Source organism: Campylobacter sp. IFREMER_LSEM_CL2151 (assembly GCF_025771725.1).
GTDB lineage: Bacteria > Campylobacterota > Campylobacteria > Campylobacterales > Campylobacteraceae > Campylobacter_D > Campylobacter_D lari_C.
In genome coordinates this window covers 17,936-44,645 of sequence record NZ_JAKMQT010000009.1, presented here as the reverse complement: position 1 = coordinate 44,645, position 26,710 = coordinate 17,936, and the positions used below count along the sequence as shown (strand labels likewise).

At 29.3% G+C, this 26,710-nt stretch carries 28 protein-coding genes and 1 pseudogene; 16 read left to right on the top strand and 13 right to left on the bottom strand.

The window, feature by feature from the left end:
- Positions 1–147 precede the first annotated feature (147 nt).
- Positions 148–600 carry a DUF411 domain-containing protein gene (locus L8V82_RS07195; protein WP_263724489.1) on the top strand — a complete coding sequence of 151 codons (453 nt, stop codon included), beginning with the start codon at positions 148–150 and terminating at the stop codon, positions 598–600.
- 10 nt (positions 601–610) lie between these two features.
- On the opposite strand, the gene L8V82_RS07190 is transcribed toward L8V82_RS07195, so the two are convergent.
- The 3 genes from L8V82_RS07190 to exbB are packed head-to-tail and all read right to left on the bottom strand — an operon-like array spanning position 611 to position 2,074.
- Positions 611–1,264, bottom strand: a complete 654-nt coding sequence (locus tag L8V82_RS07190; RefSeq protein WP_263724488.1) for an energy transducer TonB — start codon at positions 1,262–1,264, stop codon at positions 611–613.
- Positions 1,261–1,650: a TonB system transport protein ExbD gene (gene exbD, locus L8V82_RS07185; RefSeq protein WP_039628097.1), complete on the bottom strand. Its 390-nt coding sequence runs from the start codon at positions 1,648–1,650 to the stop codon at positions 1,261–1,263. Before exbD ends, L8V82_RS07190 begins: the two co-directional genes overlap by 4 nt.
- Complete coding sequence (gene exbB / locus L8V82_RS07180) at positions 1,643–2,074, bottom strand: TonB-system energizer ExbB (protein WP_263724487.1); 432 nt, start codon at positions 2,072–2,074, stop codon at positions 1,643–1,645. The genes exbD and exbB overlap by 8 nt, the downstream gene beginning before the upstream one ends.
- 157 nt (positions 2,075–2,231) lie before the next feature.
- Here exbB and L8V82_RS07175 point away from each other — a divergent pair, with 157 nt between their 5' ends.
- Positions 2,232–4,325, top strand: coding sequence for a TonB-dependent receptor domain-containing protein (locus L8V82_RS07175; RefSeq protein ID WP_263724486.1), 2,094 nt, complete (start codon positions 2,232–2,234; stop codon positions 4,323–4,325).
- On the opposite strand, the gene L8V82_RS07170 is transcribed toward L8V82_RS07175, so the two are convergent.
- Positions 4,322–5,854 (bottom strand): DNA polymerase III subunit gamma/tau, encoded by a 1,533-nt coding sequence (locus tag L8V82_RS07170; protein ID WP_263724485.1) that lies wholly within the window; start codon positions 5,852–5,854, stop codon positions 4,322–4,324. The two genes, L8V82_RS07175 and L8V82_RS07170, sit on opposite strands and share 4 nt — an antisense overlap.
- A 2-nt stretch (positions 5,855–5,856) precedes the next feature.
- A complete protein-coding gene (gene rho / locus L8V82_RS07165; protein WP_039617780.1) occupies positions 5,857–7,161 on the bottom strand; it encodes a transcription termination factor Rho in 1,305 nt (434 codons plus the stop codon).
- A gap of 175 nt (positions 7,162–7,336) precedes the next feature.
- Here rho and L8V82_RS07160 point away from each other — a divergent pair, with 175 nt between their 5' ends.
- The gene (locus tag L8V82_RS07160) at positions 7,337–9,682 is read left to right on the top strand and encodes a heavy metal translocating P-type ATPase (protein ID WP_263724484.1); all 2,346 of its coding nucleotides are present in this window, start codon (positions 7,337–7,339) and stop codon (positions 9,680–9,682) included.
- Positions 9,679–9,888, top strand: coding sequence for a cbb3-type cytochrome oxidase assembly protein CcoS (ccoS, locus tag L8V82_RS07155; RefSeq protein WP_214099529.1), 210 nt, complete (start codon positions 9,679–9,681; stop codon positions 9,886–9,888). Before L8V82_RS07160 ends, ccoS begins: the two co-directional genes overlap by 4 nt.
- 11 nt (positions 9,889–9,899) lie before the next feature.
- Here ccoS and L8V82_RS07150 read toward each other — a convergent pair whose 3' ends face one another.
- Positions 9,900–10,205, bottom strand: coding sequence for a c-type cytochrome (locus L8V82_RS07150; protein WP_087700117.1), 306 nt, complete (start codon positions 10,203–10,205; stop codon positions 9,900–9,902).
- A 129-nt stretch (positions 10,206–10,334) separates the two neighbouring features.
- Here L8V82_RS07150 and L8V82_RS07145 point away from each other — a divergent pair, with 129 nt between their 5' ends.
- From L8V82_RS07145 to gmhA, 4 genes and pseudogenes are all read left to right on the top strand, one after another.
- Positions 10,335–10,850 (top strand): D-glycero-alpha-D-manno-heptose-1,7-bisphosphate 7-phosphatase, encoded by a 516-nt coding sequence (locus L8V82_RS07145; protein WP_263724483.1) that lies wholly within the window; start codon positions 10,335–10,337, stop codon positions 10,848–10,850.
- A complete protein-coding gene (gene rfaD / locus L8V82_RS07140) occupies positions 10,847–11,800 on the top strand; it encodes an ADP-glyceromanno-heptose 6-epimerase (RefSeq protein ID WP_263724482.1) in 954 nt (317 codons plus the stop codon). Before L8V82_RS07145 ends, rfaD begins: the two co-directional genes overlap by 4 nt.
- Positions 11,793–13,166 (top strand): D-glycero-beta-D-manno-heptose-7-phosphate kinase, encoded by a 1,374-nt coding sequence (rfaE1, locus tag L8V82_RS07135; RefSeq protein WP_263724481.1) that lies wholly within the window; start codon positions 11,793–11,795, stop codon positions 13,164–13,166. The genes rfaD and rfaE1 overlap by 8 nt, the downstream gene beginning before the upstream one ends.
- Positions 13,156–13,714, top strand: a pseudogene (gene gmhA, locus L8V82_RS07130) (D-sedoheptulose 7-phosphate isomerase). The gene rfaE1 and the pseudogene gmhA overlap by 11 nt, the downstream one beginning before the upstream one ends.
- A 7-nt stretch (positions 13,715–13,721) precedes the next feature.
- Here the strand turns inward: gmhA and pyk are convergent.
- The 6 genes from pyk to L8V82_RS07100 form a co-directional block, all read right to left on the bottom strand.
- Entirely contained in the window at positions 13,722–15,173 is a 1,452-nt protein-coding gene (pyk, locus tag L8V82_RS07125; RefSeq protein WP_263724480.1) for a pyruvate kinase, read from the bottom strand.
- A 12-nt stretch (positions 15,174–15,185) separates the two neighbouring features.
- Entirely contained in the window at positions 15,186–16,532 is a 1,347-nt protein-coding gene (locus L8V82_RS07120; protein WP_263724479.1) for an FAD-dependent oxidoreductase, read from the bottom strand.
- Between the two features lie 109 nt (positions 16,533–16,641).
- The gene (locus L8V82_RS07115) at positions 16,642–17,265 is read right to left on the bottom strand and encodes a type III pantothenate kinase (protein ID WP_087700105.1); all 624 of its coding nucleotides are present in this window, start codon (positions 17,263–17,265) and stop codon (positions 16,642–16,644) included.
- The gene (locus tag L8V82_RS07110) at positions 17,252–17,584 is read right to left on the bottom strand and encodes a hypothetical protein (RefSeq protein WP_263724478.1); all 333 of its coding nucleotides are present in this window, start codon (positions 17,582–17,584) and stop codon (positions 17,252–17,254) included. Before L8V82_RS07110 ends, L8V82_RS07115 begins: the two co-directional genes overlap by 14 nt.
- 1 nt (position 17,585) lies before the next feature.
- Positions 17,586–18,581, bottom strand: coding sequence for a hypothetical protein (locus L8V82_RS07105; RefSeq protein WP_263724477.1), 996 nt, complete (start codon positions 18,579–18,581; stop codon positions 17,586–17,588).
- Positions 18,578–19,123 (bottom strand): hypothetical protein, encoded by a 546-nt coding sequence (locus tag L8V82_RS07100; RefSeq protein WP_263675347.1) that lies wholly within the window; start codon positions 19,121–19,123, stop codon positions 18,578–18,580. Before L8V82_RS07100 ends, L8V82_RS07105 begins: the two co-directional genes overlap by 4 nt.
- A gap of 151 nt (positions 19,124–19,274) precedes the next feature.
- Between L8V82_RS07100 and gatC the strand changes: the two genes are divergently transcribed.
- The 8 genes from gatC to L8V82_RS07060 are packed head-to-tail and all read left to right on the top strand — an operon-like array spanning position 19,275 to position 25,502.
- Positions 19,275–19,562 carry an Asp-tRNA(Asn)/Glu-tRNA(Gln) amidotransferase subunit GatC gene (gene gatC, locus L8V82_RS07095; RefSeq protein WP_263662245.1) on the top strand — a complete coding sequence of 96 codons (288 nt, stop codon included), beginning with the start codon at positions 19,275–19,277 and terminating at the stop codon, positions 19,560–19,562.
- A gap of 21 nt (positions 19,563–19,583) precedes the next feature.
- Positions 19,584–20,153, top strand: a complete 570-nt coding sequence (locus L8V82_RS07090; protein WP_263724476.1) for a CvpA family protein — start codon at positions 19,584–19,586, stop codon at positions 20,151–20,153.
- Complete coding sequence (locus L8V82_RS07085) at positions 20,143–20,598, top strand: Fur family transcriptional regulator (RefSeq protein WP_043019516.1); 456 nt, start codon at positions 20,143–20,145, stop codon at positions 20,596–20,598. Before L8V82_RS07090 ends, L8V82_RS07085 begins: the two co-directional genes overlap by 11 nt.
- 11 nt (positions 20,599–20,609) lie before the next feature.
- On the top strand, positions 20,610–22,112 hold the full coding sequence (lysS, locus tag L8V82_RS07080) for a lysine--tRNA ligase (protein WP_263724475.1): 1,503 nt from the start codon (positions 20,610–20,612) through the stop codon (positions 22,110–22,112).
- The gene (locus L8V82_RS07075) at positions 22,113–23,354 is read left to right on the top strand and encodes a serine hydroxymethyltransferase (protein WP_257397119.1); all 1,242 of its coding nucleotides are present in this window, start codon (positions 22,113–22,115) and stop codon (positions 23,352–23,354) included.
- Complete coding sequence (locus L8V82_RS07070; RefSeq protein ID WP_263675352.1) at positions 23,351–23,896, top strand: DUF1882 domain-containing protein; 546 nt, start codon at positions 23,351–23,353, stop codon at positions 23,894–23,896. The genes L8V82_RS07075 and L8V82_RS07070 overlap by 4 nt, the downstream gene beginning before the upstream one ends.
- 20 nt (positions 23,897–23,916) lie before the next feature.
- Complete coding sequence (locus L8V82_RS07065; RefSeq protein ID WP_263724474.1) at positions 23,917–24,723, top strand: SPOR domain-containing protein; 807 nt, start codon at positions 23,917–23,919, stop codon at positions 24,721–24,723.
- Positions 24,720–25,502 (top strand): shikimate dehydrogenase, encoded by a 783-nt coding sequence (locus tag L8V82_RS07060; protein ID WP_263724473.1) that lies wholly within the window; start codon positions 24,720–24,722, stop codon positions 25,500–25,502. Before L8V82_RS07065 ends, L8V82_RS07060 begins: the two co-directional genes overlap by 4 nt.
- Here the strand turns inward: L8V82_RS07060 and dnaJ are convergent.
- On the bottom strand, positions 25,499–26,620 hold the full coding sequence (dnaJ, locus tag L8V82_RS07055) for a molecular chaperone DnaJ (protein ID WP_263724472.1): 1,122 nt from the start codon (positions 26,618–26,620) through the stop codon (positions 25,499–25,501). The two genes, L8V82_RS07060 and dnaJ, sit on opposite strands and share 4 nt — an antisense overlap.
- Positions 26,621–26,710: the final 90 nt, after the last annotated feature.

Sequence of the window (26,710 nt, the reverse complement as noted above, 5' to 3'; positions counted from 1 at the left end):
AGGTAAAGTTAATATTTGTAATAAGTATTATTAAATGAAGTAGGAATATAATTTTGTATTTTGGTATATTTTAAAATAAAAATTATTGGCTTTATAAAAAATATTAATTTTTATAATGTATTTTATCTTTTTATTTTTGGAGGATATATGAAAAAATTATTTTTAACTTTATCGCTTGGTTTTACAGCTTTATTGGCTAATGAAAAATTATTAAATATTTATGAAAGTCCTACTTGTGGATGTTGTGATCTTTGGGCTGATTATATGAAAGATAAGGGCTATAAAGTGCAAATACATAAAAGCGAGGATTTTTTAAAAATAAAAGAAAAAATGAATATTCAGCCTATGTATCAAAGTTGCCATACTGGCGTAATTGATGGTTATGCTATAGAAGGACATGTTCCTGAAGATGCAGTTGCTTGGCTTTTGAAAAATAAACCTGAAGATGTTATAGGTATTTCTGCTCCTGGTATGCCTCAGGGAAGTCCTGGTATGGAGCAAGGTTATGAAGAAGAATATCCTGTGGTTTTAATGCTTAAAAATGGAGATTATAAAATTTATGGGATCTACAAAGGACATAATTTAATCAAGACAAACTAAGTAATTTTGCTTAGTTTATCTTATATATTAATGGTATTCTTATATGAAAAGTTTTTTCATATTGTGGAAAATTCTTAGATGCTATACGTATAGTTTCTAAGGCACTATCGTTTAGTAATTTATATTTTGATGGTTTTAATATTTTTAAGTTTAATAGGTTTTTATCTTTAGTCCATGTGAATTCTACTAAAATTTCGCCACTCATTCGCATTTTTTTGGCTTGTCTAGGAAATATTAAAGCTTCATCTATAGCTTGTTTAACTTCTTTTAAAAGTTCATTGTTATTAGTTAAAGATATGCTTTCTTGAGAAGTTATTGGAGTGTTTTTTTCTTGTGCTATAGTTTTTTGAGGTTTTATTTTTTCATTTAATTGATTTATTGCTTTGGTATTGGTTAAAGTATTTGTTTTTTTAGGTTGAATAATAGCTTTTTCTTTTGTTTGTTCTGGCTTTTTTATTTTTTCTTGTTTAGGTTGTTCGGTTTTTACTTTAGGTGAATCTTGTAAAAATTGTTTTATAGTTATATTAAATTTTTCTTCTTTTGAAGCGCTATGTTGTATATGTAAAAAACTCTTAGTATAAATAAAAACAAAAAATAAAGGCAAAAAGAGAAATAAAGTGATGAAAAAGGATTGATTTTTATGATTGTTTATAAATGTTTTCATCTTTTTTGCTCTGTTAAAATTTGAAAATTTTCATGATTTTTATTTTTTAAAATATCAATAATTTTTACAAAACTTTCAAATTTTGCTTCTTTATCACTTTTTAATTCTACTAATGTTTTAGAATCTATAGTGTCAAATTTTGCTTTTATTTCTTCTAAGGAAGCTGTTTTTCCATCGATATAAAATTCATTTTCTTTATTGATTAAAATACTCACTTTGTCTTTATTTTCGTTTATGGAATTTGAATTTTCACTTTGAGGTAGATTGATTTTGATTTCACCATGTGCGATAAAAGTGGATATGCTTAAAACAATAGCTAGTAAAACAAGCATTATGTCTATAAAAGGAATGATGTTTAAACCTTCATTTTTCGGTAATTTAAGCATTTTTATCCTTAAAAATACGATATGCATTACTCAAGGTTGATATTTTTCTAAGTAATCCATTATAAGCCATCAAAGAAGGGATGGCAACTAAAATTCCTAATGCTGTAGCCTTTAAAGCTAATGATAAACCAATAACAATAGATTTAACATCAATATTCCCACTTGCTCCCATGTCGTAAAATGTAATCATAATCCCTATTACAGTTCCTAAAAGTCCTACATAAGGAGCATTAGTATAAATAATATAAAGCATAGTAAGATTTTCACTAATTGCATCATCAAATTTTTCTTGACATTGATAGTCATTTAGTTTGATTTTTTTAAAAAACAAGATACGTTCTATAGTACACCATATGGCAATAAATGCCATTACCCCTAAAACAATAAATATAATTAAGTCAATATAAGTTTTTAAAAATTCCATTATACCCTCATCTTAAAATTTTTTGTGATTATATTGCTAAAAATTAAATTTTTTATTAATAACAATTATCATAATTGATACAATAAATTTATTTTAAATTAATAATTATTATCATAATATTCCAACTTTGAAAATTTGTTTATTAAGAAAGGAAATAATGAAAAAACATTGTTTATCGTTTTGTGTTGCTAGTTTTTTGGTCTGCAATGCTTTATCACAAGAAGTTTTATTAGATAGTTCCATAGTAAGTGCTTCAGGTTTTTCTCAAGATATTAAAGAAGCCCCTGCTACTATAAATGTGATTAGCAAAAAAGATTTAGAAAGCAAGCCTTATAGAGATGTTGCCGAAGCTATTGCTGATATTCCTGGTGTAGATTTATTTGCTAGTAAGGGAAAAACTGGATCTTATAATATCACCATGAGAGGTATTACTGGATATACTTTAATTTTAATTGATGGACGCCGTCAAGGGATAGGCGGGGAAGTTGGGCCTAATGGTTTTAATGAAATTTCAAATTCATTTTTGCCTCCAATTTCTAGCATAGAAAGAATAGAAGTAATCAAAGGACCAATGAGTACTTTATATGGTTCTGAAGCTTTAGGTGGTGTTGTAAATATCATCACAAAAAAAGTAAGTGATAAGTGGGAAACATCGGTCAGTTTAGATGGTATTTTTAATGCACATAATGAATGGGGCAATACTTATGGTACAAGTATATATTCAAGCGGTCCATTGATGAATGATCGCCTAGGATTAACCTTACGTTTTAGAGAGTTTTATAGGGAACAATCTAATGTTGAATTTAGTAATGGTAGTGGACAAAGAGTGCAAGGCGATCAAGCTCAAAGTCCTACAAAAGCTAATAATTTTAATTTAGGAACTAGGTTAAACTATTTAGTAGATGATTATAATACTTTGATATTTGATATTGATTTTTCAAGAAATCATTATGATAACAAAAAAGGCCAACTAGGAACGCTGACTAAGCCATCTGGTGATAACGGGGCTTTAACAGGTGGTTATACAGATACTATGCAAGTAGATAAGTTGGTAACTTATTTAAGTCATGAGGGTGTATATGAAGACTTTTCGATTACTTCTACCTTGCAGTATAACCGTGTAAGTAATGATGGTCGTGAGGTAGTTGGTCAAAAAACACAACCATTTTTAGGACAAAATAGAGATATAGTTGCTGAAGATATTATCGTAGATACAAGATCAGTTATTCCTTTAGGCCAAAGTCATATTTTAAGCGTGGGTGGTGAATATAGACTTGAAAAAATGCAAGATAAAATTGCTAATCCTACAAATTTTGATCAATATTTATTAGCTCTTTTTGCAGAAGATGAGTATAGTATAAGAGATGATTTAAGATTTACTTTTGGCGCAAGATATAATCATCATGAAATTTTTGGAAATAACATTTCTCCAAGGGCTTATTTGGTTTATAATCCTACTAGCGAACTTACTTTAAAGGGTGGTGTTTCAACGGGCTTTAGAACTCCATATGCTAATAGATTGATAGCTGGTGCTTATAATTATAGTGGACAGGGTAAATACCCTATGTATGGAAATCCAAATCTAAAAGAAGAAACATCGCTTAATTATGAATTAGCCGCTGTTTATAATAATGATTTATTTTATATTTCAGCTACTGGGTTTTTGACAAATTTTAAAGATAAAATTTCTAGTCAAGAATTTAGTAAAAATAGTATGATTTCGGGTATTGGAAAATGTGAAGCTGGTACATGTTATCAAGCGATTAATCATGGCAAGGTTGAATACAAAGGCATAGAGCTTGGAGCAGGGATTACCCCTATAGAACATTTAAATCTAGATTTAGCTTACACTTATCTTGATAGTGAAGTAAAAGATGCACAAAATAAAGCTGTGATAGGAAAGCCAGAAGTGGATAGTTTAAAACACAATATCATGTTAAAAGCAAATTATAATATCTTTAATAAATTCACTCCATGGGTAAAAGGTGAGTGGCAAATAGATCGTTATATGGGCGATACAAATATTAATAGAGAATATTATCAAGATGTCTTTTTAGCTTCTATGGGTGTGCGTTATGATATCAATAAAAATTGGAACATCAATGCAGCAATTTATAATCTTTTTGATAAAAGTTTCACAAATGATTGGGATTCTTATAAAAACAAAGATGATGAAGATACTTGGGTAAATACTTATAACCGTATAGAAGAGGGAAGAAGAATTTATATTTCAATCAATGGTAGTTTTTAATTTTGTATTGTCGGAGAACCAAAGAGCTTATTAAGAGCCTCTTTGGTTTCGTCTTTAGGATCGTATTTTTTAGCGTCTTTTTTAAAATTTTCAAAATGCTCATTTAGATTTGGAGTGTTTTTTACTTCTTGTTTTATGGGAGTTTTGAATATATCTTGTAGTTTTTGAGTATCTATGGTTTCTATTTTTTGGATTTTAATTTGTGCTTTTTCTCCAAAAAGCTCATGAAGTAATGTTTTGATTAATTTAAAACCATTGTTTAAAACCATTCTATCATCATCTTTGGCATGTGAGCTAATGCTTAAAATGTCATCTTCAAAAGAAACAAACTGTGTGGTTTTTTTGAAAACTTCAGCTAAGTCATAATCTCTTTTATATATTGCTTTTAAGAGATTTTCATAAGGACTAAGTTTTTCTTCTTTAGGGGTTTGTTGAATAGAAGGAGTTTCTTGTTGTTTTGGATTTGGCATGCTATCTTGCTTTGAACCTTTAATAGCCTCATCAATGCTTTTTAGATAAGTTGCTTCTATAAGCATGAAAGCCATAACACAAAGCACAAAACTATCATCATCACTAGAATTTAACATAGTCTTAGCGCGTGAAAGAATTCTAAAAAATCTTTCATAAATTAACATAGAAAAAAGATTATTTTTGGTAAAAAATGCTTCTTTTAAAAAAAATATCATCTCATCAATGACATTACTTGCTTCATAATCTTCAAATTCTTTTAAAAACTCAAGAACTTTATCTTTATCATTGGCTAAAATGGTTTGATAAAATTCTTCAATTTTAGCTGGGTCTAAAAAGCCTAGCATCGCAGTGATTTTTTGTGTTTGTATATCATTTTGACAATATACTATGGCTTGATCTAGCAAGGTTAAGGTATCTCTTAAGGAGCCATTTCCGCTTCTTGCAATGAGTTTTAAAGCTTCTTTTTCATAACTAATATTTTCTTTTTCCAAAATCCATTCAAGATGATTTAAGATATCATGGGTAGAAATTTGCTTAAATCTAAAATGCTGTGTTCTTGAAAGAACCGTAGCAGGAAGTTTTAAAGGATCGGTTGTTGCTAGTATAAATTTTACATAACTTGGTGGCTCTTCTAAGGTCTTAAGCAAGGCATTTGCTGCTTGTGGGGTGAGCATATGCACTTCATCGATAATAAAAATTTTAAATCTAGCTAAAGATGGAGCGTATTTGACTTGCTCGATAAGTTCTTGTATATCTTCTAAGCTTCTATGGCTTGCAGCATCCATTTCTATAATGTCTATATTAGAACCACTAAGTGAAGATAAACATTGAGAACATTCACCACAAGGGTTGGCACTTGGTCCCTTTTCGCATACTAGAGCTCTTGAAAAAATTCTTGCACTTGAAGTCTTTCCGCTTCCGCGTAATCCTGAAAACAAATAAGCATGTGCTAAGCGATTATTTTCAAGAGCATATTTTAAGCTTGTAGAAACAGTATTTTGCCCTACAAGCTCATTAAAATTTTTTGGTCTGTATTTAACAGCAAGAGCTTGAAGCATTACTACTCATTCATGATAGATAATAACTCTTCATTGCTTTTAGTTTTTAGCATTTTAGAGTATAAGAATTTTAAAGCCTCTATATCATCCATTTGTGAAATAGCTGATCTAATTGCCCAAATTTTTTGAAGTTTTTCAACACCTTGGAGTAATTCTTCTTTTCTAGTTCCTGATTTTATGATGTTAATTGCAGGGTAAATTCTTCTGTCTGAAATATTTCTATCAAGAACGATTTCACTATTTCCTGTTCCTTTAAATTCTTCAAAAATTACTTCATCCATTCTTGAGCCTGTTTCTATTAAAGCAGTTGCTATAATGGTTAATGAGCCACCATGCTCTATATTTCTAGCTGCACCAAAAAAGCGTTTTGGTTTATGTAAGGCATTTGCATCAACTCCACCGCTTAAAACCTTACCACTACTTGGCGTAGCAGTATTATAAGCTCTTGCTAATCTTGTAATAGAATCAAGTAATATAATGACATCTTTGCCTGTTTCTACCATCCTTTTTGCTTTTTCTATAACAAGCTCAGCTACCCTAACATGATTATAAGCGGGTAAGTCAAAAGTTGAGCTAAAAACTTCGCCTTTGACACATCTTTGCATATCTGTAACTTCTTCAGGGCGCTCATCTACCAAAAGCACAATCAAATGAGCCTCTGGGTGATTTTTAGCAATAGCAGTGGCTAATTCTTTCATTAGCTCAGTTTTACCAGTTCTTGGAGGTGCTACAATTAAGCTTCTTTGGCCTTTTCCTATAGGGGCAAATAAATCAAGCATTCTACCTGTTAGTTTTAAAGGATCGTATTCTAATTTGATTTTTTCAGTTGGAAAAATTGGAGTAAGATTGTCAAATAAAGGTCTTTCTCTAGCTTCTTTTAATGGAAGATAATTAATTGCTTCAATTTTTAATAAAGCATAGTATTTTTCTTGATCTTTTGGTTCTCTAACTTGACCGGTAACTATATCCCCAACGCGCAGAGCAAATTTGCGAATTTGTGAGTTTGATACATAAGCATCATTTACGCTATCGCTTAAATTTGAATCCATTCCACGCAAAAAGCCATAGCCTTCAGGTGAAATTTCTAAAATCCCTGTAAAGAGTATAAAACCACCTTTTTTGGTTTGTGCTTTTAGAATTTCAAAAATAAGATCTTGTCTTCTAAATTCTCTTGGGTTTTCTATTTCTGCTTCATTGGCAATTTTAACTAAGCTTTCTAGATCAAGCAACTTTAAATCTTCTATCTTATAACCTTCCACCGGAATGTGTGTTCTTTGATGTTGTTTTTTTTCTTTTGTATTTTCCATATATCCTCTAAAATGTAGAAAATGTAGTATTTAATAATGAATAAGAGATTTTATTCAAAAAAATGCTTCTTTGTCAAATTTTTAAAATTATAATATAGCTTTGTAAATAATTTTTAAAATAGTGATTTTAAAAAAATGATAAAATATTGTAAAAAATTATTGAAGAAAGTATAAGATGAAATGCAAACACTGTCAATTAAGTTTTAGACAAGATCAAATGATAGAAAAAAATGGAAATTATTTTTGCTGTAAGGGTTGTGAGAGTGTTTATGAGATTTTACAAGAAAATAATTTGGAAGAATTTTATGAAAAACTTGGCAATCAAACTCTAACTCCTGCGATAATAGAACATAATGTTAAAGATTATGAAAAATACATACAAAAAACCAAAGAAGGTTTTAGTGAGATTTTTTTACTTATAGAAGAAATTCATTGTGCTGCTTGTGTTTGGCTTAATGAAAAAATTCTCATTAAAAGTGAAGGTGTGATAGAAATTGATATTAATTCTATTACCCATAAAGCTAGAATTGTTTTTGATGAAAAAAGCATAAATTTAGCAAAAATTATCCAAAGTATAGAAAGTATAGGTTATAAGGCTAGTGTGTATTTGCCTACAAAAAATGAACAAAGAGCAACTCAAACCAAAAGAGATTTTTATGCAAAATTAATAGTTGCCATAGCCTGTGTGATGAATATCATGTGGATATCTGTAGCCAAGTATGCTGGGTTTTTTAGTGGCATGGAAGCTGATACTAAGGATATTTTGCATTTTGCTGAATTTTTACTTTGTACTCCTGTGCTTTTTTATACAGGCTCAATCTTTTATAAAAATGCCTATTATGCTTTGAAATTTAAAAGTGTTAATATGGATACTTTGGTAATTAGTGGGGCAAGTTTAGCTTATATATATTCAGTATGGGCGATGTTTTCAAGAGCTTCACAAGTGTATTTTGATTCTGTAGCGATGATTATTTGTTTTGTTTTTATAGGAAAGTACTTAGAGCTTTTAAGCAAGAAAAAAGCTCTTGATACGCTTGATCATTTACGATCGTTTTTAAGTAGTGAAGTAAGGGTATTAAAAAATAACAAAATAGAAAATATCGATATAGAAGAAGTGCAAATAGGAGATATTGTAGAGTTAAAAGAAGGTGATAGGGTTTTAATAGATGGAATGTGCATTAGTGGTAATATTAGCTTGGATATGTCTAGTTTAAGTGGAGAGAGCTTACCGCTTGATGTGCAAAAAGATGATATGATTTATTCTGCTTCTTTAGTTTTAAGTGGGAATGCTTTATATAAGGCAAATGCACTTTATAAGGATTCTAAATTAGCTAGGATTATTAATTTACTCGAAAACTCAAGTACTAAAAAAGCCAAAATAGAAAAAATGGTACAGCAAGTAAGTAAGTATTTTTCACCTATTATTTTAACTTGTGCTTTACTTTGCTTTGCTTTTACTTTTTTTGTATTAAATTTGGGTTTTGAAGAAGCTATGATACGCATGGTTTCTGTGTTAATTATAGCTTGCCCATGTGCTTTAGCTTTGGCTACTCCGGTGAGTTCTTTAGTAGCAATTAGTGCTGGTTTGAAAGAAAAAATTTTATTTAAAGAAGCAGGTGTTGTGGAGGATTTGAGTAAGTGTAATGTGGCTGTGTTTGATAAAACAGGGGTTTTAACAAAGGCTAGTTTAGAAGTTAAAAAAAGCTTTTTAGATGAGAGGTTAGATAAAAATGAGTTATTAAATTTCTTACACCTAACTAACCACCCAGTGGCTAAAAGCATTTTGAAATTTTTAGATAGAAAAATAGATAGTAGAATAGAATTTGAAAAAATTCAAAATTTTCAAGCAAGAGGTTATAAAGCCTTTTTGGGTAAAGATGAATTTTTGGGAGGAAATGAGAGATTTTTCAAAGAAAACCATATACAAGTACAAGAATTTCAAACCACGCATTTTATATTTGCTAAAAATAAAACTGTATTAGCAGTTTTTGAATTAGAAGATAGTATAAGAGAAAGCTCTGAAGAGTTGATTAGATTTGTGAAAGAATGTAAAATGCAAATTTATATGTTAAGTGGTGATAATTTATCTGCTGTGAGTAAGGTGGCTGAAAAATTAAAAATAAATAATTTCAAAGCCACATGTATGCCAGAAGATAAAATGCAAATAATAGCTAATTTAAATCAAACAGGTAAGGTTTTAATGGTAGGAGATGGAGTAAATGATGCTTTAGCACTTTCTTATGCAGGTGTTGGGGTTTCTTTAAAAGAAGGTTCTGAACTTGCTATGGAAAATAGTGATATTATATTGTTAAAAAATGACCTAAAAAGCTTACAAAAAGCCATACAAATAGCTAAAAAAACTTATCAAATTATTAAACAAAATTTAGCTTTTTCTTTATTTTATAATGCTTTGAGTATGCCTTTGGCTTTTTTTGGTTTGATTAATCCTTTAATTGCGGCTTTATCAATGTCTTTTAGTAGTATAATAGTAATTTTAAATGCTCTAAGGATTAAAAAATGAATGGTGTTTTAATGATGATGATAGGTGTTTCTTTAGTTGCTTTGTTTTTAGCAATTTGCGCTTTGCTTTGGGGTATAAAGAATAAACAATTTGATGATGATTATAAATTTACTACTTTAAATGATAGTGAAGATGCGTTAAACGATGCGGTGATTTTAGAAAAAAGAAAAAAAGAAGCTTTGGAAAAGAACAAAAAACAGCCATAAAGGCTGTTAAATTATTTTTTTAAGCTTTCAATATAATCTTCAATTGCTTTGAAATCTGCTTCTGTTAAACCTTTAAGGTTAATTTTCATGATCGCTCCTTGACCATAAGCATTTCTTTTACCTGCTGCATAATCTTTCATGTATTGTAATCTTTCAGCTGCAGTTAAAGTATTTAAAGCAGGAACTTTGTTAAGGTAAACTTTATCTGCTTTAGCACCATGACATACTGCACATTTTTTATAAAGTGTAGCACCATCTGCAGCAAAAGCTGAAACACCAAGACATGCTAAAGCTGATAAAACAAGTAGCTTTTTCATTGTATCACTCCTATATAAATTGAAAATAAAATGTGTTTAATTATAAGCTTTTTTTATTTAAAGTCGCTTAAAAAACTTTTTTACTTGATAAATTATAAAATCTTAAAAAAAATTCATTATAATTTTTTTATGAAAACAAAGGCGTTATTTTTAGATAGAGATGGGATTATTAATATAGATAAAAAATACGTTCATAAGATTAGTGATTTTGAATTTTGTGATGGTATTTTTGAACTTTGTGAATTTTTTCAAAAGCAAGATTTTTTAATTTTTGTAGCTACTAATCAATCAGGTATTGCAAGGGCTTATTATAGTGAAAAAGATTTTGAAATTTTAAGCTCGTATATGCTAGGTGAGTTTTTGAAAAAAGGCATTAAAATAGAAAAAATTTATCACTGCCCGCATTTAGAAAATTGTGAATGTCGTAAGCCAAAACCTGGCATGCTTTTAAAAGCACAAAAAGAATTTGATATAGATTTTTCACAATCTTTTTTTATAGGGGATAATTTAAGTGATATGCAAGCTGGAATTAATGCTGGTATAAAAAATCTATTTTTGATTAATGAAAATTATAATGATGATGAAAACTATAAGGTCTTTAAAAATTTAAAAGAACTTTTGCATTATTTAAAGGATAAAAAATGAAAATAGTGATAACGGGTGGAGCAGGTTTTATAGGCTCTGCTCTTGCTTTAGAACTTCAGGATAAACATGAGGTTTTAATTGTAGATAAAATGCGCTCAAGTGCTACTTTTGAAAATGGAAATTTAGAAAGTTTTGGTCATTTTAAAAATATTTTAGATTTTGAAGGTGAGCTTTATGTGGGTGATATTAATGATGAAAAAACTTTAAAAGTTATAAAAGATTTTAAACCCGATGCGATCTTTCATAAGGCTGCAATTTCAGATACAACTGTTTATGATCAAAACAAAGTTTTAAAGACTAATTTAAACACTTTTAAAGATTTTATAGAACTTGCCTTAGAGCTTAATGCAAAATTAATCTATGCAAGTTCAGCTTCAGTTTATGGAGATGCACCAAGCCCACAAACTGTAAATTTAAGTGAAGCCCCTAAAAATCCTTACGCATTTTCAAAGCTAATGATGGATAAATTAGCAAAAAAATACTTTGATAAAATGCATATAGTCGGGCTTAGATATTTTAATGTATATGGCAAGGGAGAATTTTTTAAAAATAGCACTGCTTCTATGATTTTGCAATTTGGACATCAAATTTTAGCGGGTAAAAGTCCGCATTTATTTGAAGGAAGCGATCAAATTTATCGTGATTTTGTGTATATTAAAGATGTTGTGAGCGCAAATTTGCAAGCTTTAGAAGCAAAAAGTGGAATTTATAATGTAGCTACAGGTAAGGCAAGAACTTTTCAAGATATAGTTGATATTTTACAAAAAGAATTAAACACTAATTATCCTTGTGAGTATATTCCTAATCCTTATAAAAACGCTTATCAATTTCATACTCAAGCAAAATTAGATGAGAGTTTTTCATATAAAGCTAAATTTAGTCTTGAAGAGGGAATAAAAGATTATTTAGATGAGATTAAAAGGCTTTATGAAAAGGAAGTAAATGCTTGATTTTTTAAGTTCTAAAAAGCCAAAAATTTTAGTTGTTGGGGATTTTATGGTAGATCATTATATATGGTGTGATTGTACTAGAATTTCTCCAGAAGCTCCTGTAATGGTGATGAAATCACAAAAAGAAGATAAAAGACTAGGTGGAGCTGGTAATGTGTATGCAAATTTAAAAAGTCTTGGTGCTGAGGTTTTTGCTCTAGGACTTGTGGGTGATGATGAGAGCGGGAGGTTTTTAAAAGAGAATTTAAATGCAAAATTATTAGTAGAAAAAGATAGAAAAACCCCTCTTAAGAGCAGAGTTTTATCGCATTCTCAGCAAGTTTTAAGACTTGATGATGAGAATGATTTTGATACTAAATTAGAAGATGAAATTATCAAAGAGTATAAAAAAATCGCAAAAGATTATGATGCAATTATTTTGAGTGATTATGCTAAAGGAGCTTTAACTTCGAAAGTCACAAAGGCTTTGATAGAGCATGCAAATACTTTAAATTTACCCATTTTGATTGATCCAAAAGGAAACGATTTTAGCAAATATCAAAATGCAACCTTGTTAACTCCAAATAAAAAAGAAGCTATTCAAGCTTTGGGTGTAGAAAAAATTGATAATTTAGAAAAAGCTTTGAAAAAATTAAAAGATGATTTAAATCTAACTTATTCTATTATAACTTTATCTGAAGAAGGAATAGCACTTTTTGATGAAAAATTACATATTATTCCTGCAAAAGCTTTAGAAGTTTATGATGTAACAGGAGCTGGAGATAGTGTTATAGCTATGCTTGCTTATGCTTTGGCTTTAAAAGTTGATATTATAAAAGCGTGCGAGCTAGCAAATGATGCAGCAGCTGTTGTGGTAGCAAAAGTTGGAAGTGTGAGTGTAAGTTTAGAAGAGATAAAAAATCTAAAAAAAGCTTCTTTTGAAGATAAACTTAAAAGTAAAGAAGAGCTTGTAAAATTAATACAAAATCAAAAAGTAGTTTTTACCAACGGATGTTTTGATATTATGCATTATGGTCATATAAAATATCTTGAAAAAGCTAAAAAATTAGGAGATATTTTAGTTGTAGGTTTAAATTCAGATGAAAGCGTAAAAAAACTAAAAGGAAACTCAAGACCTATAAATTTAGAGTTCCAACGTGCATGTATGCTTGCAAGCATGTATTTTGTAGATTATGTAGTGATTTTTGATGAGGATACTCCTTATGAATTAATAGAGTTTTTAAAACCCGATGTGCTAGTTAAAGGAGCTGATTATAAAGGCAAAGAAGTAGTGGGTTCAAATTTAGTAAAAAAAGTAGAATTGATTGACTTTGAAGATGGGTTTAGCACTACTAATATAATTAATAGGATCGCAAATGATAAATAAAATTGAAAAAGAATTTATTCAACATCAAAAAACTTTAGAACAAAGTTTAAAATTAAAAGAGCAAATTGCTATGGTTGCTCAAGAGTTAAAAGTATGTTTGAAAAGCGGTGGGAAAATTTTAATTTGTGGAAATGGTGGAAGCGCTGCAGATAGCCAACATTTTGCAGCTGAGCTTAGCGGAAGATATAAAAAAAAGAAAGGCTTTAGCTGCTATTGCTCTAAGCACTGATACTTCTGCTTTAAGTGCTATAGGAAATGACTATGGTTTTGAATTTGTTTTTTCAAGACAAGTTGAAGCTTTAGCTGGTGATAATGATGCATTGATTGGAATTTCTACTAGTGGAAAAAGTCCAAATGTGATCAAAGCTTTTGAAAAGGCCAAAGAAATTGGTACCAAATGTATAGGGCTTAGCGGAAAAGGTGGTGGAGCGATGAATGCATTATGTGAGCATAATATAGTCATTCCAAGCGATGATACAGCTAGAATTCAAGAAATGCATATTTTAATCATACACTGCTTATGTGATTTGATAGAAGAAGAATATTAAGTTTGGGTTATTTTCCCAAACTTAAATAATATTCAATTTGATCTTTTTGTAAAATTCTAATTAAATTTGTACTTCCTGCAACACCTACTGGAAATCCTGCAGTAAGAGTGTAAACCCCATCTTTTTTCATAAGGCCTTTTTCAACCCCAAGTTTTACAGAATTGCTTAAAAGTTCTGTTAAATTTTCATGCTTTTCTATCAATATAGCAGGTTGAACTCCCCAAACTATACTTAAAAAATTTAAAGCTTTTTTAGAATGAGTAATAGCTATGATATCCATTTTTGGACGATATCTTGCTGTTTTAACTGCGGAAGCACCACTGCTTGTAATGGTAAAAATTGCATTTGCATTTAAATCAGTTGCTAGTTGTGTGCTTGATTTAGCAATGATATCAGTTTCATTAAAACATTTAAAATTTTCAAATTTTTCATAAGGATAGTTTTTTTCTGTTTCAATGATAGTTTGAGTCATAATATCAACTGCATTTGCTGGATCAATCCCCACTGCACTTTCTTCGCTAAGCATAACTGCGTCAGTGCCATCAAGCACAGCATTAGCAACATCTGAAATTTCAGCTCTTGTGGCAGTTTTGGATTTTGCAAGAGAAAAAAGCATTTGAGTAGCAGTGATGACAGGTTTATTAGCCTCGTTAGCTTTTTTAATGATGAGTTTTTGTATATTTGGCACCCTATAATAAGGCACTTCAATGCCTAAATCTCCTCTTGCAACCATTATACCATCACTACAATTTATGATTTCATCGATATTTTCAACCGCATCAAATTTTTCTATTTTTGCAAAAATAGCAATTTTGGCATTATTTTCATCAAGTATTTTTTTAACTTCATCAATATCATGAGCATTTTGCACAAAAGATATGGCTAAAAAATCAACATCATTCTTAATACCCCACGCAAGATCGTCTTTATCTTTTTGGGTAATAACATCGATATTGATTTTTGTATTTGGAAAATTAATTCCCTTGTTTGAACTAAGCACCCCGCTATTTTCTACTTGGGTTTGGATAAAATCTTTTTCAACTTGCACTACTTTGGTTTTGATGGAACCATCGCAAAGATAGATGTATTCTCCTGCTTTTAGCATTGAAAGAATTTCAGGGTGGTTAATACAGACTTTATAATGTTCATTAGAAAGTTTTTCTCCTTCAAAAGTATCCTTGTAAAAGTCTAGTCTATCTCCATTTTTTAGCTCAAAAGCTTCTGGAATTTTTAAGGTTCTAATTTTTGGTCCACTAATGTCTTGTAAAATTCCAATTCTTGCATTAAGTTCAGCTGCTACTTTTCTAATAGTAGCTAGATTTTGACTATGATACTCATGGGTTCCATGTGAAAAGTTTAAACGAAAAACATTTACCCCATTAATAATCATTTGTCTTATTGTAGCTTCATTTTCGCTTGCTGGTCCGATCGTTGCAACTATTTTTGTTTTTTTTAACATTTCTTATCCTTTTTATAGTAGTTCGCTAGTAAATAAATCCTCATTAAAATTAGCACCCAAGTATTGACAAATAAGTTTTGCATCTCTATAACCATTGCCAAGACAGCTTGTAGCACCTGGACTTGGTGTCATATTGAAAATTATGCCCGGAATTTCAGTGATACTTGCCTCGCCAAGCATTAATTCTCCTGCTTTTTTATCAAGCACTTGAGGGCGTACCCCGCCAAAGTTTTTGGCATAGTAAATATCATCTGTTTTTAAACTAGGAACTATTTTTTTGGCATCTTTTACAAAAAGTCTTTTGTTAATATAAGGAATTTCAAACAAATAATTATAAAGAATATAATTTCTAATAGTAGAATCTTTAAAAAGATTAAAACAAATTTTAACTACATTCATATCTAAATTTAATGTTTTGAAAAATTCAGGTAACGATTTAAAACCATGATATCTTTCTAACATAGGAATAACTAAAGCAGTAGGGCCAAAGCGTGTATTCATATTGGCTAATAAATCAGGATCACCATGTAACGCAGCAAATGGGAGTTTTGGATTTTGCACCATATAAACTTTACCATTTAAAATTTTTCTTTTTGCCATGTAAAAACTTCCTGCAACAGGAAAGCAAGATTTATCTAATCCTATACCCATTTTATGCGCTAAAAATAAAGAATGCGCTCCCGCATTTACTATAATTGATTTTGCACTATATTCTTTAAAATCTCTTGTTTTTATATAAAAAATATCATCTTTTTTTTCTATAAAAACAACTTCTTGATTATAAGCTACATGGGTATTTTTACCTTGTTTGCAAGCTTGTTCTATAAGATTTTGGCTCATTAATCCAAAATCCACTGTGGTATAAATTTCACCTTCTTCTACACCCATAGCTACTATATTATCTGCTCTATCATTGATGCCATCTTCACCTAATACAACATTAGGTTCTATTTGCTTAATATCATTTTTGGTGTAAAATTTAATATAAGGATATAATTCTTTAAATTCTTCATATCTATTTTTCATATACTCGCATTCTTTGTCTCCAACTGCAAGTGCAAGTTTTTGGTGTGAGTGCATAAATTTATTTTGTGCATTTTGCAAAAGACCGTATTTAACAATCATATCTGCAGTTTTTTTAACTTTTTTTGCTTTTTCTAAGGTATAGTTTGTTTCTATATCGCCACAGTGGATAGTTTGTGAATTGCTTGTGCTATGACTATTTAAAGTTGCGGCATTATTATATTTTTCTAATAAAGCAATATTTTGAATATTTGTATATCTAGCTAGCTCATAAAATGCCGCAGCACCAGAAATCCCACCGCCAATTACTACGGTATCAAAATGTTTTTGATCCATTGTTATCAATTCCTTTTGTATATTTACTTTTGCTAATGATATCAAAATATAGTTGTTTTGAGTTTAAATAAAGCTTATAATTTTAAGAGTAGGGGCGTAGAAATAAATTTTAAAGTATAAAATTTTCACAAACAGCTTTTTTCATGCCTCTAAAAATTAAAAATTTATCATAAATAGCATAATCAAAAAAATTTGCAAGAAATTGTCCATCACCGCCAGTAAAATATAATTTTTTACCATATGCACTATCTTTTATGAGTAAATATATGCTTTTAAATACACCATAACTTAAAGCATCAACAGTTCTTTGGGGAAAAGCATCAAAATTTATTTGGGTGTTTAATTCATATTTTAAACGTGATGAAATATTAGAAAAAGATTTTTTGTAACTTTCAATACCAGGAAGAATAAATCCACCAAGATGAATAGAATTAGAGATAATATCTACAGTGATTGCAGAGCCTGCATCAACTACAACACCATCTTCTATAGTATAGCAAGCTGCTATTCTATCGACCCCTAAATTATCATAAATAGTATCAAAGTTAAAATATGGAGCAAGATTGATAAATAAGGGATTTTGTTTCAATCTTTGCTCTAAATTTGGATTAACATTGATATAAAATACTTTCTGTGTTGGCTCATATTGTAAAAACTGTTCTATACTCATAGAATGAAATTTTTGCTCATTTAAAAAACTTGCGGTTGTATTGCCAATATCACATAAAAGCATAACTTTTAATTCCTTTGGTAGTTAAATATTCTTTTGCTTTTGAGCAAATCAAAGCTTGATGAAAAATAAAATAATTTTTGAAATTTAAATTTAGAGTTTGGTTTATATTTTGAAAAATACTTTCAAATTCTAGACATTCTTTTGTTAAAATTTTACTTTTCACAAAAGAAAATAAAATTAAGCAGTATTGCTTGCTTGCATTTTCTCCATAAATACAAGTTATTTTTTTCTTTTTACTAAAAACATGAATATCTAAAGACTTAGTGTTTTTTAAAATAATTCCATGTTTTATAAGAATATCACTAAGTTCTTGATTCATTTTAGTTTAATTGTAAAAATTTGTTTTGAAAGAAAAATTTACCATTTGCCATAAAACTTTTTTTATCAACAGCTTCACTTAGTTTATATACTGTATAATCTTTTAAATTGGTATTTAATTTGATTAAATAACCTGTTTTTTCAAAAATATATAAAGAGTTGTTGTATAAGGTGCTTTTGGAAAATAGAGCAAATTGAAATTTTATTTCATCGATTTTTCTAAGATTATAGTCATTTTTAAGAATTCTTCCATCTTTTGTAAGTATGAAAATTTCATTATCATTGATATTTACTTCTTTAATATTTTCATTTAGGTATAAAGTTCTATTTGGAGTAACAACGATGATTTTTTGTGCAGTTGCAGCAACCATTGTATCATTTTTTACATGAAGGTAGATGATATTGTTAAAAAATTCTTCACTACTTACCAAAATTTCTTTACTAACTTTTAATGTGCTTTTATTAAGTATGGCTAATTTTCCATTAAGCATAGGATATATGATAATAGTATTTAAAAAATAAGGATTAGCGTAACGACTATCTTGAGCATAAGCTGTACCAAGATTTTGAAGCATTTTAATACCAAGATTTTTATTTGCATATACTAAGGTATTGCTAGCTAAAACCAAGGCTATATCATCTCCATCTATACTTGCACTTACTACGCTTTCATTAAATTTATGAGAAAATAATTCATCTCCTTGTAAATTTAAAATCTTAAAATTTCCATTATCATCGCCAACAAGAACTTCTTCTTGTTGCATATTTAAAATATGATAATTTTTATCTAGTTTAAAATTAATAATATTCCCCGTGGAATCTATAAAGGAATTGCTATTTAATTGTGCTATATTGTTATTGAAATTGATAATCTTACCATTAATATTATGTGAGCTATAAGGAAGTTGTTCTGTTTGTGTTGGTTGATAATACTCCCTTTTTGTGCCACAAGCGCTAAAAAATATTAAAGTTATAATAAATAAATAAAAGTGTTTCATTTTATTCCTTGATAATGTTTTAAGCTTGTAATAATCTGCCATAAAGGAGAATTTATAGGTATTTTATTAAATTCTATATCTGCATTTTTAAAATCATTTTGCTTTAGAAATTCAAAACCTGCTAGTAGGGTATTATAATCTTTTAAAAATTCTGACTTTTGATTATTTTGAGCAAGTACTATTTGTTTCAACAAAGGATCTATATTAAGACTTAAAGTTTGATTAAGATCTTGATTGTTTTGTCCCATGATGAATATGGTGTATAAATTTGCATTTTTTTGTTTTAAATCTTCAAGTAATTTTTGATCTGAAGGATTTTTTAATAAATTATTAAAAATTATATTGCTTTCTTGAATATTACTTTCTTGTTTTAGATTATAAAAATAACTTCCACCAAAATATGCAACCAAAAGCACGATAATCGTAATGAAGTAGTATTTGTATTTTTTTATAAAGCGCTCAGATTTAATAAAATTTTCCATCATTTGCTCTTGAGAGCTTAATTCTTCTTGGACTGCTTTTAAGTTTTCTTTTAAAGCCATATTTTCCCTTTTTTAGCAAGAATAAACATTATTTATTGTTTTAAGTCTATAATTGTAACATATAAAAATGAAAAAATAAATGATTTTATGTTATAATTTTTAATCTAAAAAAAAGAGTTTTCTTGGATATAAATTAAAATTAAGGTAAATCATGCAAATTGATGATAAATTATTGACTAAACTTGAAAAGCTAAGTGCTTTAAAAATTGCCGATGAGAAAAGACAAGAATTAGAAGAACAATTAAGTCAAATTGTTAATTTTGTAGAAAAATTAGATGAATTAAAACTTGATGATGTGGAGGCTATGACAAGTACCACAAAAGGTGGAACGCCATTTAGACTAGATGAAAGTAGAAAATCTGAAGTATTTGATGTAATTAGCAAGCATGCTCCAAATTCTCAAGATGGATTTTTTATAGTCCCTAAAATAATTGAATAAAATATTTGGAGTTTAGCGTAGATGGAAAATTTTTCGTGGTTTGATGTATTTGTTTTGGGCTTAACTGTGATTTTGGGCTTAAAAGGCTTGGTAAGTGGTTTGTTTAAAGAAATTTTTGGTTTACTGGGTATAGTTGGTGGGGTTTTACTTGCTTCAAGATATGCTAAAGAAGTAGCAGAAATTATTAATAATAATTTTTATGCAATTGAAAATGAAAATCTTGCAATTTTTGCGGGATTTTTAGTTTTATTGATTGTGATATGGATAGCTTGTATGGCTTTGGGAAATATACTATCAAAAATGTTTAGTATGAGTGGTCTTGGTTTTATAGATCGTATTGGCGGGTTTTTGTTTGGTAGTGCTAAAATATTTTTGATTTTTGCTATTTTGGTAGCTTGTGTTAATAATATAGAATTTTTAAATTCAAGCTTGGAAAAATATGCTAAAAACAGCTATACGTTAGAATTGCTTAGACAAACAGGTGATTTTATAATGAATACGGATTTTACTCAAAATGGTTTAGATAAAATACAAGAACAAATTATAGATTCTAATTTAAGTCTAAATTCGGAGGTAAATAATGCAAATTGAAAATATAGAATATGATGTTTTACTTGAGCGTTTTAAAAAAACACTTAAAGATAATGGTCTAAAATATACTAAACAAAGAGAAGTGCTTTTAAAAACCTTATATAATAGCGATATGCATTATACTCCAGAAAGTTTATATGTGGAAATTAAGCAAAAAAATCCTGAGCTAAATGTAGGTATTGCGACAGTTTATAGAACCTTAAATTTATTAGAAGAATCAGGTATGGCTACTTCTATATCTTTTGGTGCTTCAGGAAAGAAATTTGAACTTGCAAATAAGCCTCATCATGATCATCTAATTTGTAAAAGTTGTGGAGAGATTGTAGAATTTGAAAATTCTATTATTGAACAACAACAAATGTTAATAGCAAAAGAATATAATTTTAAATTAACAGGGCATTTAATGCAACTTTATGGCTTATGTCCACAATGTAGTAAAAAATAAAGGTATATTTAATGTTTGATAATATTTTAGAACAACAAAAAATTCAAAAAGCACAAGAATTAAAAGAACTAGGAATCAACCCTTATCCACATTTTTTAAAAAAAGAAATGAGCATAAATGAATATAAAAGTAAATTTGCTTACATTAAAGATATGGAAAATCAGCGCGATGAAAATGCTCATGGGGTGTTAGCAGGAAGATTAAAGCTTCTTAGGATAGCTGGTAAATCAGTATTTGCTAATATAGAAGATGAGCAAGATAATTTACAAATTTATTTTAATCAAAATATTTTAGGGGAAGAATACTTTGCTATTTTAAAAAAATATCTTGAAGTAGGGGATATTGTTTTGGTTAAAGGTTTTCCTTTTATGACTAAAACAGGAGAATTTAGTCTTCATGTGGAGCAAATTCAAATAGCTACAAAAGCCATAGTGCCTTTGCCGGAAAAATATCATGGGCTTACTGACATCGAGCAAAGATATAGAAAAAGATACCTTGATATGATTATGAATAGTGAAGTGAGAAAAGATTTTATTTTGCGTTCTAAAATTGTTTCTTATATTAGATCTTTTTTTGATAATAAAGGATTTTTGGAAGTTGAAACACCAATGATGCATCCTATAGCAGGGGGAGCAAATGCAAAGCCTTTTGTGACTTATCACAATGCTTTGGGTGTGGAAAGATTTTTAAGAATAGCTCCAGAATTATATCTAAAACGTTTGATTGTAGGTGGTTTTGAGGCAGTTTATGAGATTAATAGATGTTTTAGAAATGAAGGGATGGATTTAACGCACAATCCTGAATTTACTACAATTGAGTTTTATTGGGCTTATCATAATTATCATGATTTGATGGATTTAACAGAAGAGCTTTTTGCTATGCTTTTGGATAAATTAAATTTAGACAAAAAACTTGAATTTGATGAAAAAATAATTGATTTTTCTAAGCCATTTGAAAGAATTACTTATAAAGATGCGTTAAAAAAATATGGTGGTTTAGATGATGAGCTTATTAATAATAAAGAATTAATCTTAGAAAAGCTAAAAAAAGATGGCTTTGAAGCCAATGAAAAATTAGAATTAGGTCATTTACAAGCTGAACTTTTTGATAATTATGTTGAAGATAAACTAATTGATCCTACTTTCGTGATAGATTTTCCTATTTCCATAAGTCCTTTATCTAGAAGAAGTGATAAAGATGCAGATATTGCTGAAAGATTTGAGTTGTTTATCGCAGGTAGAGAGATTGCAAATGGATTTAATGAGCTTAATGATCCGCTAGATCAATATGAGAGATTTTTAAAACAAATTGAAGCTAAAAATGCAGGCGATGAAGAAGCATGTGAGATGGATGAGGATTTTGTTAATGCACTAGGCTATGCTATGGCACCAACTGCGGGGCAAGGTATTGGAATAGATAGATTAGTTATGCTTTTAATTAATAAAAAATCAATTCGTGATGTAGTGCTTTTCCCAGCTATGAGACCACTTAAAAATGAGATAAAAGGAGAGTAAATGTTGGAAAATTTTGATAAAGAAATTTTTGATTTAACCCAAAAAGAGTTAGCAAGACAATGCGATGGTCTTGAAATGATAGCAAGTGAAAATTTTACCATACCAGAAGTTATGGAAGTTATGGGAAGTATTTTAACAAACAAATATGCAGAAGGCTATCCTGGTAAAAGATATTATGGTGGATGTGAATTTGTAGATGAGATTGAGACGATTGCTATAGAAAGATGTAAAAAACTTTTTAATTGTAATTTTGCCAATGTACAACCTAGTTCAGGTTCACAAGCAAATCAAGGTGTGTATATGGCATTATTAAATCCTGGTGATAGAATTTTGGGCATGGATTTAAGCCATGGAGGACACTTAACTCATGGTTCTAAAGTAAGTTCTTCTGGAAAAGTTTATGAAAGCTTTTTTTATGGAGTTGAGCTTGATGGAAGAATTAATTATGATAAAGTTAGAGAGATAGCAAAAGAAGTTAAGCCAAAACTTATTGTTTGTGGTGCTAGTGCTTATCCTAGAGTGATTGATTTTGCCAAATTTAGAGAAATAGCAGATGAGGTTGGCGCATACTTATTTGCTGATATTGCGCATATTGCAGGCTTGGTTGTAGCAGGTGAACATCCTAGTCCGTTCCCTTATGCTCATGTTGTAAGTTCTACTACACATAAAACTTTAAGAGGTCCAAGAGGCGGGATTATTATGTGTAATGATGAAGAAATTGCCAAAAAAATCAATTCTGCAATTTTTCCAGGTATTCAAGGTGGTCCATTAATGCATGTAATTGCTGCTAAGGCAGTTGGGTTCAAATATAATTTAAGTGATGAGTGGAAAATTTATGCTAAGCAAATCATCAAAAATACTGCTACTTTGGCACAAGTTTTAATAGATAGAAAATATGATTTAGTCAGTGGTGGTACTGATAATCATTTGATTTTATTAAGCTTTTTAAATAAAGAATTTAGTGGTAAAGATGCAGATTTAGCGCTAGAAAGAGCAGGTATTACAGCTAATAAAAATACTGTTCCAGGTGAAACTAGAAGTCCTTTTGTAACGAGTGGTTTAAGACTTGGAACAGCAGCTTTAACAGCTAGAGGTTTTAAAGAAGAGCAAATTACTATTGTTGCAAATTATATAGCTGATATTTTAGATGATATACAAAATACTAAACTACAAGAGGAAATCAAGGTTAAACTGAAGGATTTGGCAAGTAATTTTATTATTTATGAAAGGGCTTTATTTTGATTACAACAATGGATTTAGCTTTAATTAAAATGGTTACAAGCCATTATTATATAAAGCGTGATACTATAGTAAATAAATATGAATACAAGGGTAGAATTTTCTTTGATAAATTTGAGAAAATCAATGCTCCATTAACTGCTAGTGTTATACAAGAGCATATGGAAAAAAAGATAATCGTGGCGCATTCTTTGATCAATAGTTTTGATAAGGTTGAAAATATTGTATTTGATTATAATGGTTTTAATGCGGAGCGTTTTTGGCATAGAGCGCAACTTGTTTTAAGAGAAGAGGGTTTTATTAATTTTACCGCTTATAGAACAAGAACTAATAATCACTTGCATTTGTATATTCATAAAGGACATACAACCTTTAACGAGGCTTGCTCTTTGGGCTCAAAATTATCTTTGCTTTTTTCTCAAAAGATGCCAGTAGAGTGGAAGGTTTTTCCTAGTATGGATATACCTAGAGAATTTAATATATTAACCTTGCCTTATGAAGTTTATCAAAAAGAGCGTGGTGCCTCTTGGTCTAAACACATGTAATTTCTTGAAAGGATGAAAAAATGGAAGAAAATAACAAAAATGAATTTGATGATATTATTTTGCAAAAAAACAATAAAAGCGAAAAGCTTAAAAAAATTTTGCTTAGATCAATTATTTTAATCATTGTATTTTTAGTTGTTATGATAGCAATGAAACTAATCAATGATCCAGGTGAAGAAAAAACATTACAAATGCCATCAGAGCCGCAAGAGCAAGCTACTTATGGAAATAATTTTAATTCTTTACCTATTACAGATAGTACTAAAGAAGAAGATGAATTTGAAGCTTTAGCTAGAAAATTAAAAGAAGAAAGCTCTTTGAATGATACAAATACTACTATAGAGGAAAAGCAAGAAGTTCCAAGCAATAGTGTGTTAGATCAAATTACTACAGTAGAATCAAAAGAAGAGCCAGCTAAGGTGGAAGAAAAACAAGAAGAGATTAAGCCTGTAGAAAAATCCATAGAAAAACCAATTCAAAAACCTTCTGAAAAACCAAAAAATAATGTAGTTGAAAAAACAAAAGTTCCAGAGCAAAGTAATACAAATGAATTGTTTGAGAGTATAAAAACCCCAAATGTTCAAACGCAACTTCCTGCAGGTGCTTATATTCAAGTTTTTTCTTTAAATAGTTTAGATCCTAAATCAAAAGAATTAAATATACTTAAAGAAAATGGATATGATTATAAAATTTATAAAACAACAGTAAATGGTAAAGAGCTAACAAAAGTTTTAGTTGGGCCTTATAAAGAAAGTGAATTAAAGGCTGAGTTAGAAAAAGTACGTTCTAAAATCGCAAAAGGTGCTTTTACATTTAGAGTAAAATGAAAACTTTTGCAGTTATAGGCGATCCTATTATGCATTCTAAATCTCCAAGAATGCATAATAATGCCTTGCAAGCTCTCAAAAAAGACGCAGTTTATACAAGATATCATCTAAAAGATAAAACAAAATTAAAAGAAATTGTTCAAAAATTAGATGGTGCTAATATCACCATACCTTTTAAAGAAGTAGCTTGTGAAATAGCTGATTTTAAAGATGAAGGTGTTATGCATATAGGCTCTGCTAATACTTTGTTAAATAAAAATAACAAAATTTATGCTTATAATACAGATTATCTAGGATTTCTAAAAGCGATTGAAGATTTTTCTCTTATCAAAAATGCTTTGATTTTGGGTGCTGGGGGTACGGCTAAAGCTTTAGCTTATGCTTTAAAGTCTACAAAAATTGAAGTTACAATAGCAAATCGCTCTAGTGCTAGATTTGAAAATTTAACCGATTACCCATGTTTTTTATATGCCCAACTTGATTTAAGTAAAAATTTTGATTTGATTATTAATACAACTAGCGCGGGTTTAAATGATGAAAAATTACCTTGTCAAGAAGATATTTTAAAAGGTTTTTTTCTAAATGCCAAATATGCATTTGATGTGATTTATGGTAAAAATACACCTTTTTTAAATTTAGCAAGAGAAAATGGCTTGACAATAAAAGATGGCACACAAATGCTTTTATGGCAAGGTATTTTTGCTTTTGAGTTATTTTTAGAGTGTCAAAAAATAGAAGAAATTTATAAAGCCATGGAGATGGCTTTAAAACTTCCTTAGTGACTAAACCAAGATTTGATTTTATCAAACAAGCTTTCTTGTTCTATAAAAGCTTCTTCATCTGCTAAGCCAAAGCTTTTTTCAAGTTGAAATAGTAGATTTTTTTGTTCATCAGTAAGTGTTTTTGGAAATTTTATTTCAATTTGTACAATATGTGAGCCTAATTTTCCATTATGAATATTTTTAACACCTTCATTAGCTAATTCAAATTTTTGTTTATCTTTTGCACCTACTGGAAGTTTAAGATCAGCCTCTCCTCTTATGGTAGAAACTTTAATAGTCTTTCCTAGAGCAGCTTGGGTAAAAAATACAGGTACTATGGTATAGATATCATCATCATGTCTGATAAATTTATCATCATCTTCTACGATAATTTTGATATACAAATCACCTCTTTGGGAAGAATTTGGAAGCTCATTAGCTTTGTTTTGTACTCTAAGGCTCATACCGCTATCTATACCTTCTGGTATATCAAGCTCTATACGATCTTTAATTTCTTCATAACCATTACCATGGCATGTTTTACATTTATCTTTGATAATCTGACCACTTCCTTTGCAATGATCACAAGTTTGCACAAAGGTCATAAAACCTTGTCTAACACCAACTTGCCCTTTTCCTCCACAATGAGGACAAGTATCTAATTTTCCATTTTCCGAGCCACTTCCTTTGCAGGATTTACAAAAGCTTTTATAGGTAAAATCGATTGTTTTTTTGCAACCAAAAACAGCTTCTTTAAGGCTAATTTTTGTCGCTATTTTTAAATCGTGAGGATATTTATTTCCTTTTTCCTTTTTGCGTGCTGAGCCTCCAAAACCAAAATTATCTCCAAAAAAGCTTGAAAATATATCTCCTAAATCAACATCACCAAAGCCATTAAATCCACCTGTTTGTCCTTTAAGCCCTTCTTTTCCATATCTATCATATATGCTTCTTTTTTCATCATTGCTAAGAACTTCATAAGCTTCGTTGACAAGTTTAAATTTTTCTTCAGCTTCTTTATCTCCTTGGTTTCTATCAGGATGATATTTTAATGCCATTTTTCTATAAGCTTTTTTTATGGTTTCTTTGTCTGATGTTTGAGAAATTTCTAGTATTTCATAATAGTTAAGTTCCACTTTTTTCCTCTCTTGAAAAATTAATATTGTAATTTTAGCAAAAAAATAAATGAATAGTTAAATTATGTGTTATAATATTAAGTTTGTAAC

Excerpts from the sequence above, each read along its gene's own strand:
- L8V82_RS07195 (WP_263724489.1), top strand. The coding sequence starts at position 148 with ATGAAAAAATTATTTTTAACTTTATCGCTTGGTTTTACAGCTTTATTG.
- L8V82_RS07190 (WP_263724488.1), bottom strand. The coding sequence starts at position 1,264 with ATGAAAACATTTATAAACAATCATAAAAATCAATCCTTTTTCATCACT.
- exbD (WP_039628097.1), bottom strand. The coding sequence starts at position 1,650 with ATGCTTAAATTACCGAAAAATGAAGGTTTAAACATCATTCCTTTTATA.
- exbB (WP_263724487.1), bottom strand. The coding sequence starts at position 2,074 with ATGGAATTTTTAAAAACTTATATTGACTTAATTATATTTATTGTTTTA.
- L8V82_RS07175 (WP_263724486.1), top strand. The coding sequence starts at position 2,232 with ATGAAAAAACATTGTTTATCGTTTTGTGTTGCTAGTTTTTTGGTCTGC.
- L8V82_RS07170 (WP_263724485.1), bottom strand. The coding sequence starts at position 5,854 with ATGCTTCAAGCTCTTGCTGTTAAATACAGACCAAAAAATTTTAATGAG.
- rho (WP_039617780.1), bottom strand. The coding sequence starts at position 7,161 with ATGGAAAATACAAAAGAAAAAAAACAACATCAAAGAACACACATTCCG.
- L8V82_RS07160 (WP_263724484.1), top strand. The coding sequence starts at position 7,337 with ATGAAATGCAAACACTGTCAATTAAGTTTTAGACAAGATCAAATGATA.
- ccoS (WP_214099529.1), top strand. The coding sequence starts at position 9,679 with ATGAATGGTGTTTTAATGATGATGATAGGTGTTTCTTTAGTTGCTTTG.
- L8V82_RS07150 (WP_087700117.1), bottom strand. The coding sequence starts at position 10,205 with ATGAAAAAGCTACTTGTTTTATCAGCTTTAGCATGTCTTGGTGTTTCA.
- L8V82_RS07145 (WP_263724483.1), top strand. The coding sequence starts at position 10,335 with ATGAAAACAAAGGCGTTATTTTTAGATAGAGATGGGATTATTAATATA.
- rfaD (WP_263724482.1), top strand. The coding sequence starts at position 10,847 with ATGAAAATAGTGATAACGGGTGGAGCAGGTTTTATAGGCTCTGCTCTT.
- rfaE1 (WP_263724481.1), top strand. The coding sequence starts at position 11,793 with ATGCTTGATTTTTTAAGTTCTAAAAAGCCAAAAATTTTAGTTGTTGGG.
- pyk (WP_263724480.1), bottom strand. The coding sequence starts at position 15,173 with ATGTTAAAAAAAACAAAAATAGTTGCAACGATCGGACCAGCAAGCGAA.
- L8V82_RS07120 (WP_263724479.1), bottom strand. The coding sequence starts at position 16,532 with ATGGATCAAAAACATTTTGATACCGTAGTAATTGGCGGTGGGATTTCT.
- L8V82_RS07115 (WP_087700105.1), bottom strand. The coding sequence starts at position 17,265 with ATGCTTTTATGTGATATTGGCAATACAACCGCAAGTTTTTTAAATGAG.
- L8V82_RS07110 (WP_263724478.1), bottom strand. The coding sequence starts at position 17,584 with ATGAATCAAGAACTTAGTGATATTCTTATAAAACATGGAATTATTTTA.
- L8V82_RS07105 (WP_263724477.1), bottom strand. The coding sequence starts at position 18,581 with ATGAAACACTTTTATTTATTTATTATAACTTTAATATTTTTTAGCGCT.
- L8V82_RS07100 (WP_263675347.1), bottom strand. The coding sequence starts at position 19,123 with ATGGCTTTAAAAGAAAACTTAAAAGCAGTCCAAGAAGAATTAAGCTCT.
- gatC (WP_263662245.1), top strand. The coding sequence starts at position 19,275 with ATGCAAATTGATGATAAATTATTGACTAAACTTGAAAAGCTAAGTGCT.
- L8V82_RS07090 (WP_263724476.1), top strand. The coding sequence starts at position 19,584 with ATGGAAAATTTTTCGTGGTTTGATGTATTTGTTTTGGGCTTAACTGTG.
- L8V82_RS07085 (WP_043019516.1), top strand. The coding sequence starts at position 20,143 with ATGCAAATTGAAAATATAGAATATGATGTTTTACTTGAGCGTTTTAAA.
- lysS (WP_263724475.1), top strand. The coding sequence starts at position 20,610 with ATGTTTGATAATATTTTAGAACAACAAAAAATTCAAAAAGCACAAGAA.
- L8V82_RS07075 (WP_257397119.1), top strand. The coding sequence starts at position 22,113 with ATGTTGGAAAATTTTGATAAAGAAATTTTTGATTTAACCCAAAAAGAG.
- L8V82_RS07065 (WP_263724474.1), top strand. The coding sequence starts at position 23,917 with ATGGAAGAAAATAACAAAAATGAATTTGATGATATTATTTTGCAAAAA.
- L8V82_RS07060 (WP_263724473.1), top strand. The coding sequence starts at position 24,720 with ATGAAAACTTTTGCAGTTATAGGCGATCCTATTATGCATTCTAAATCT.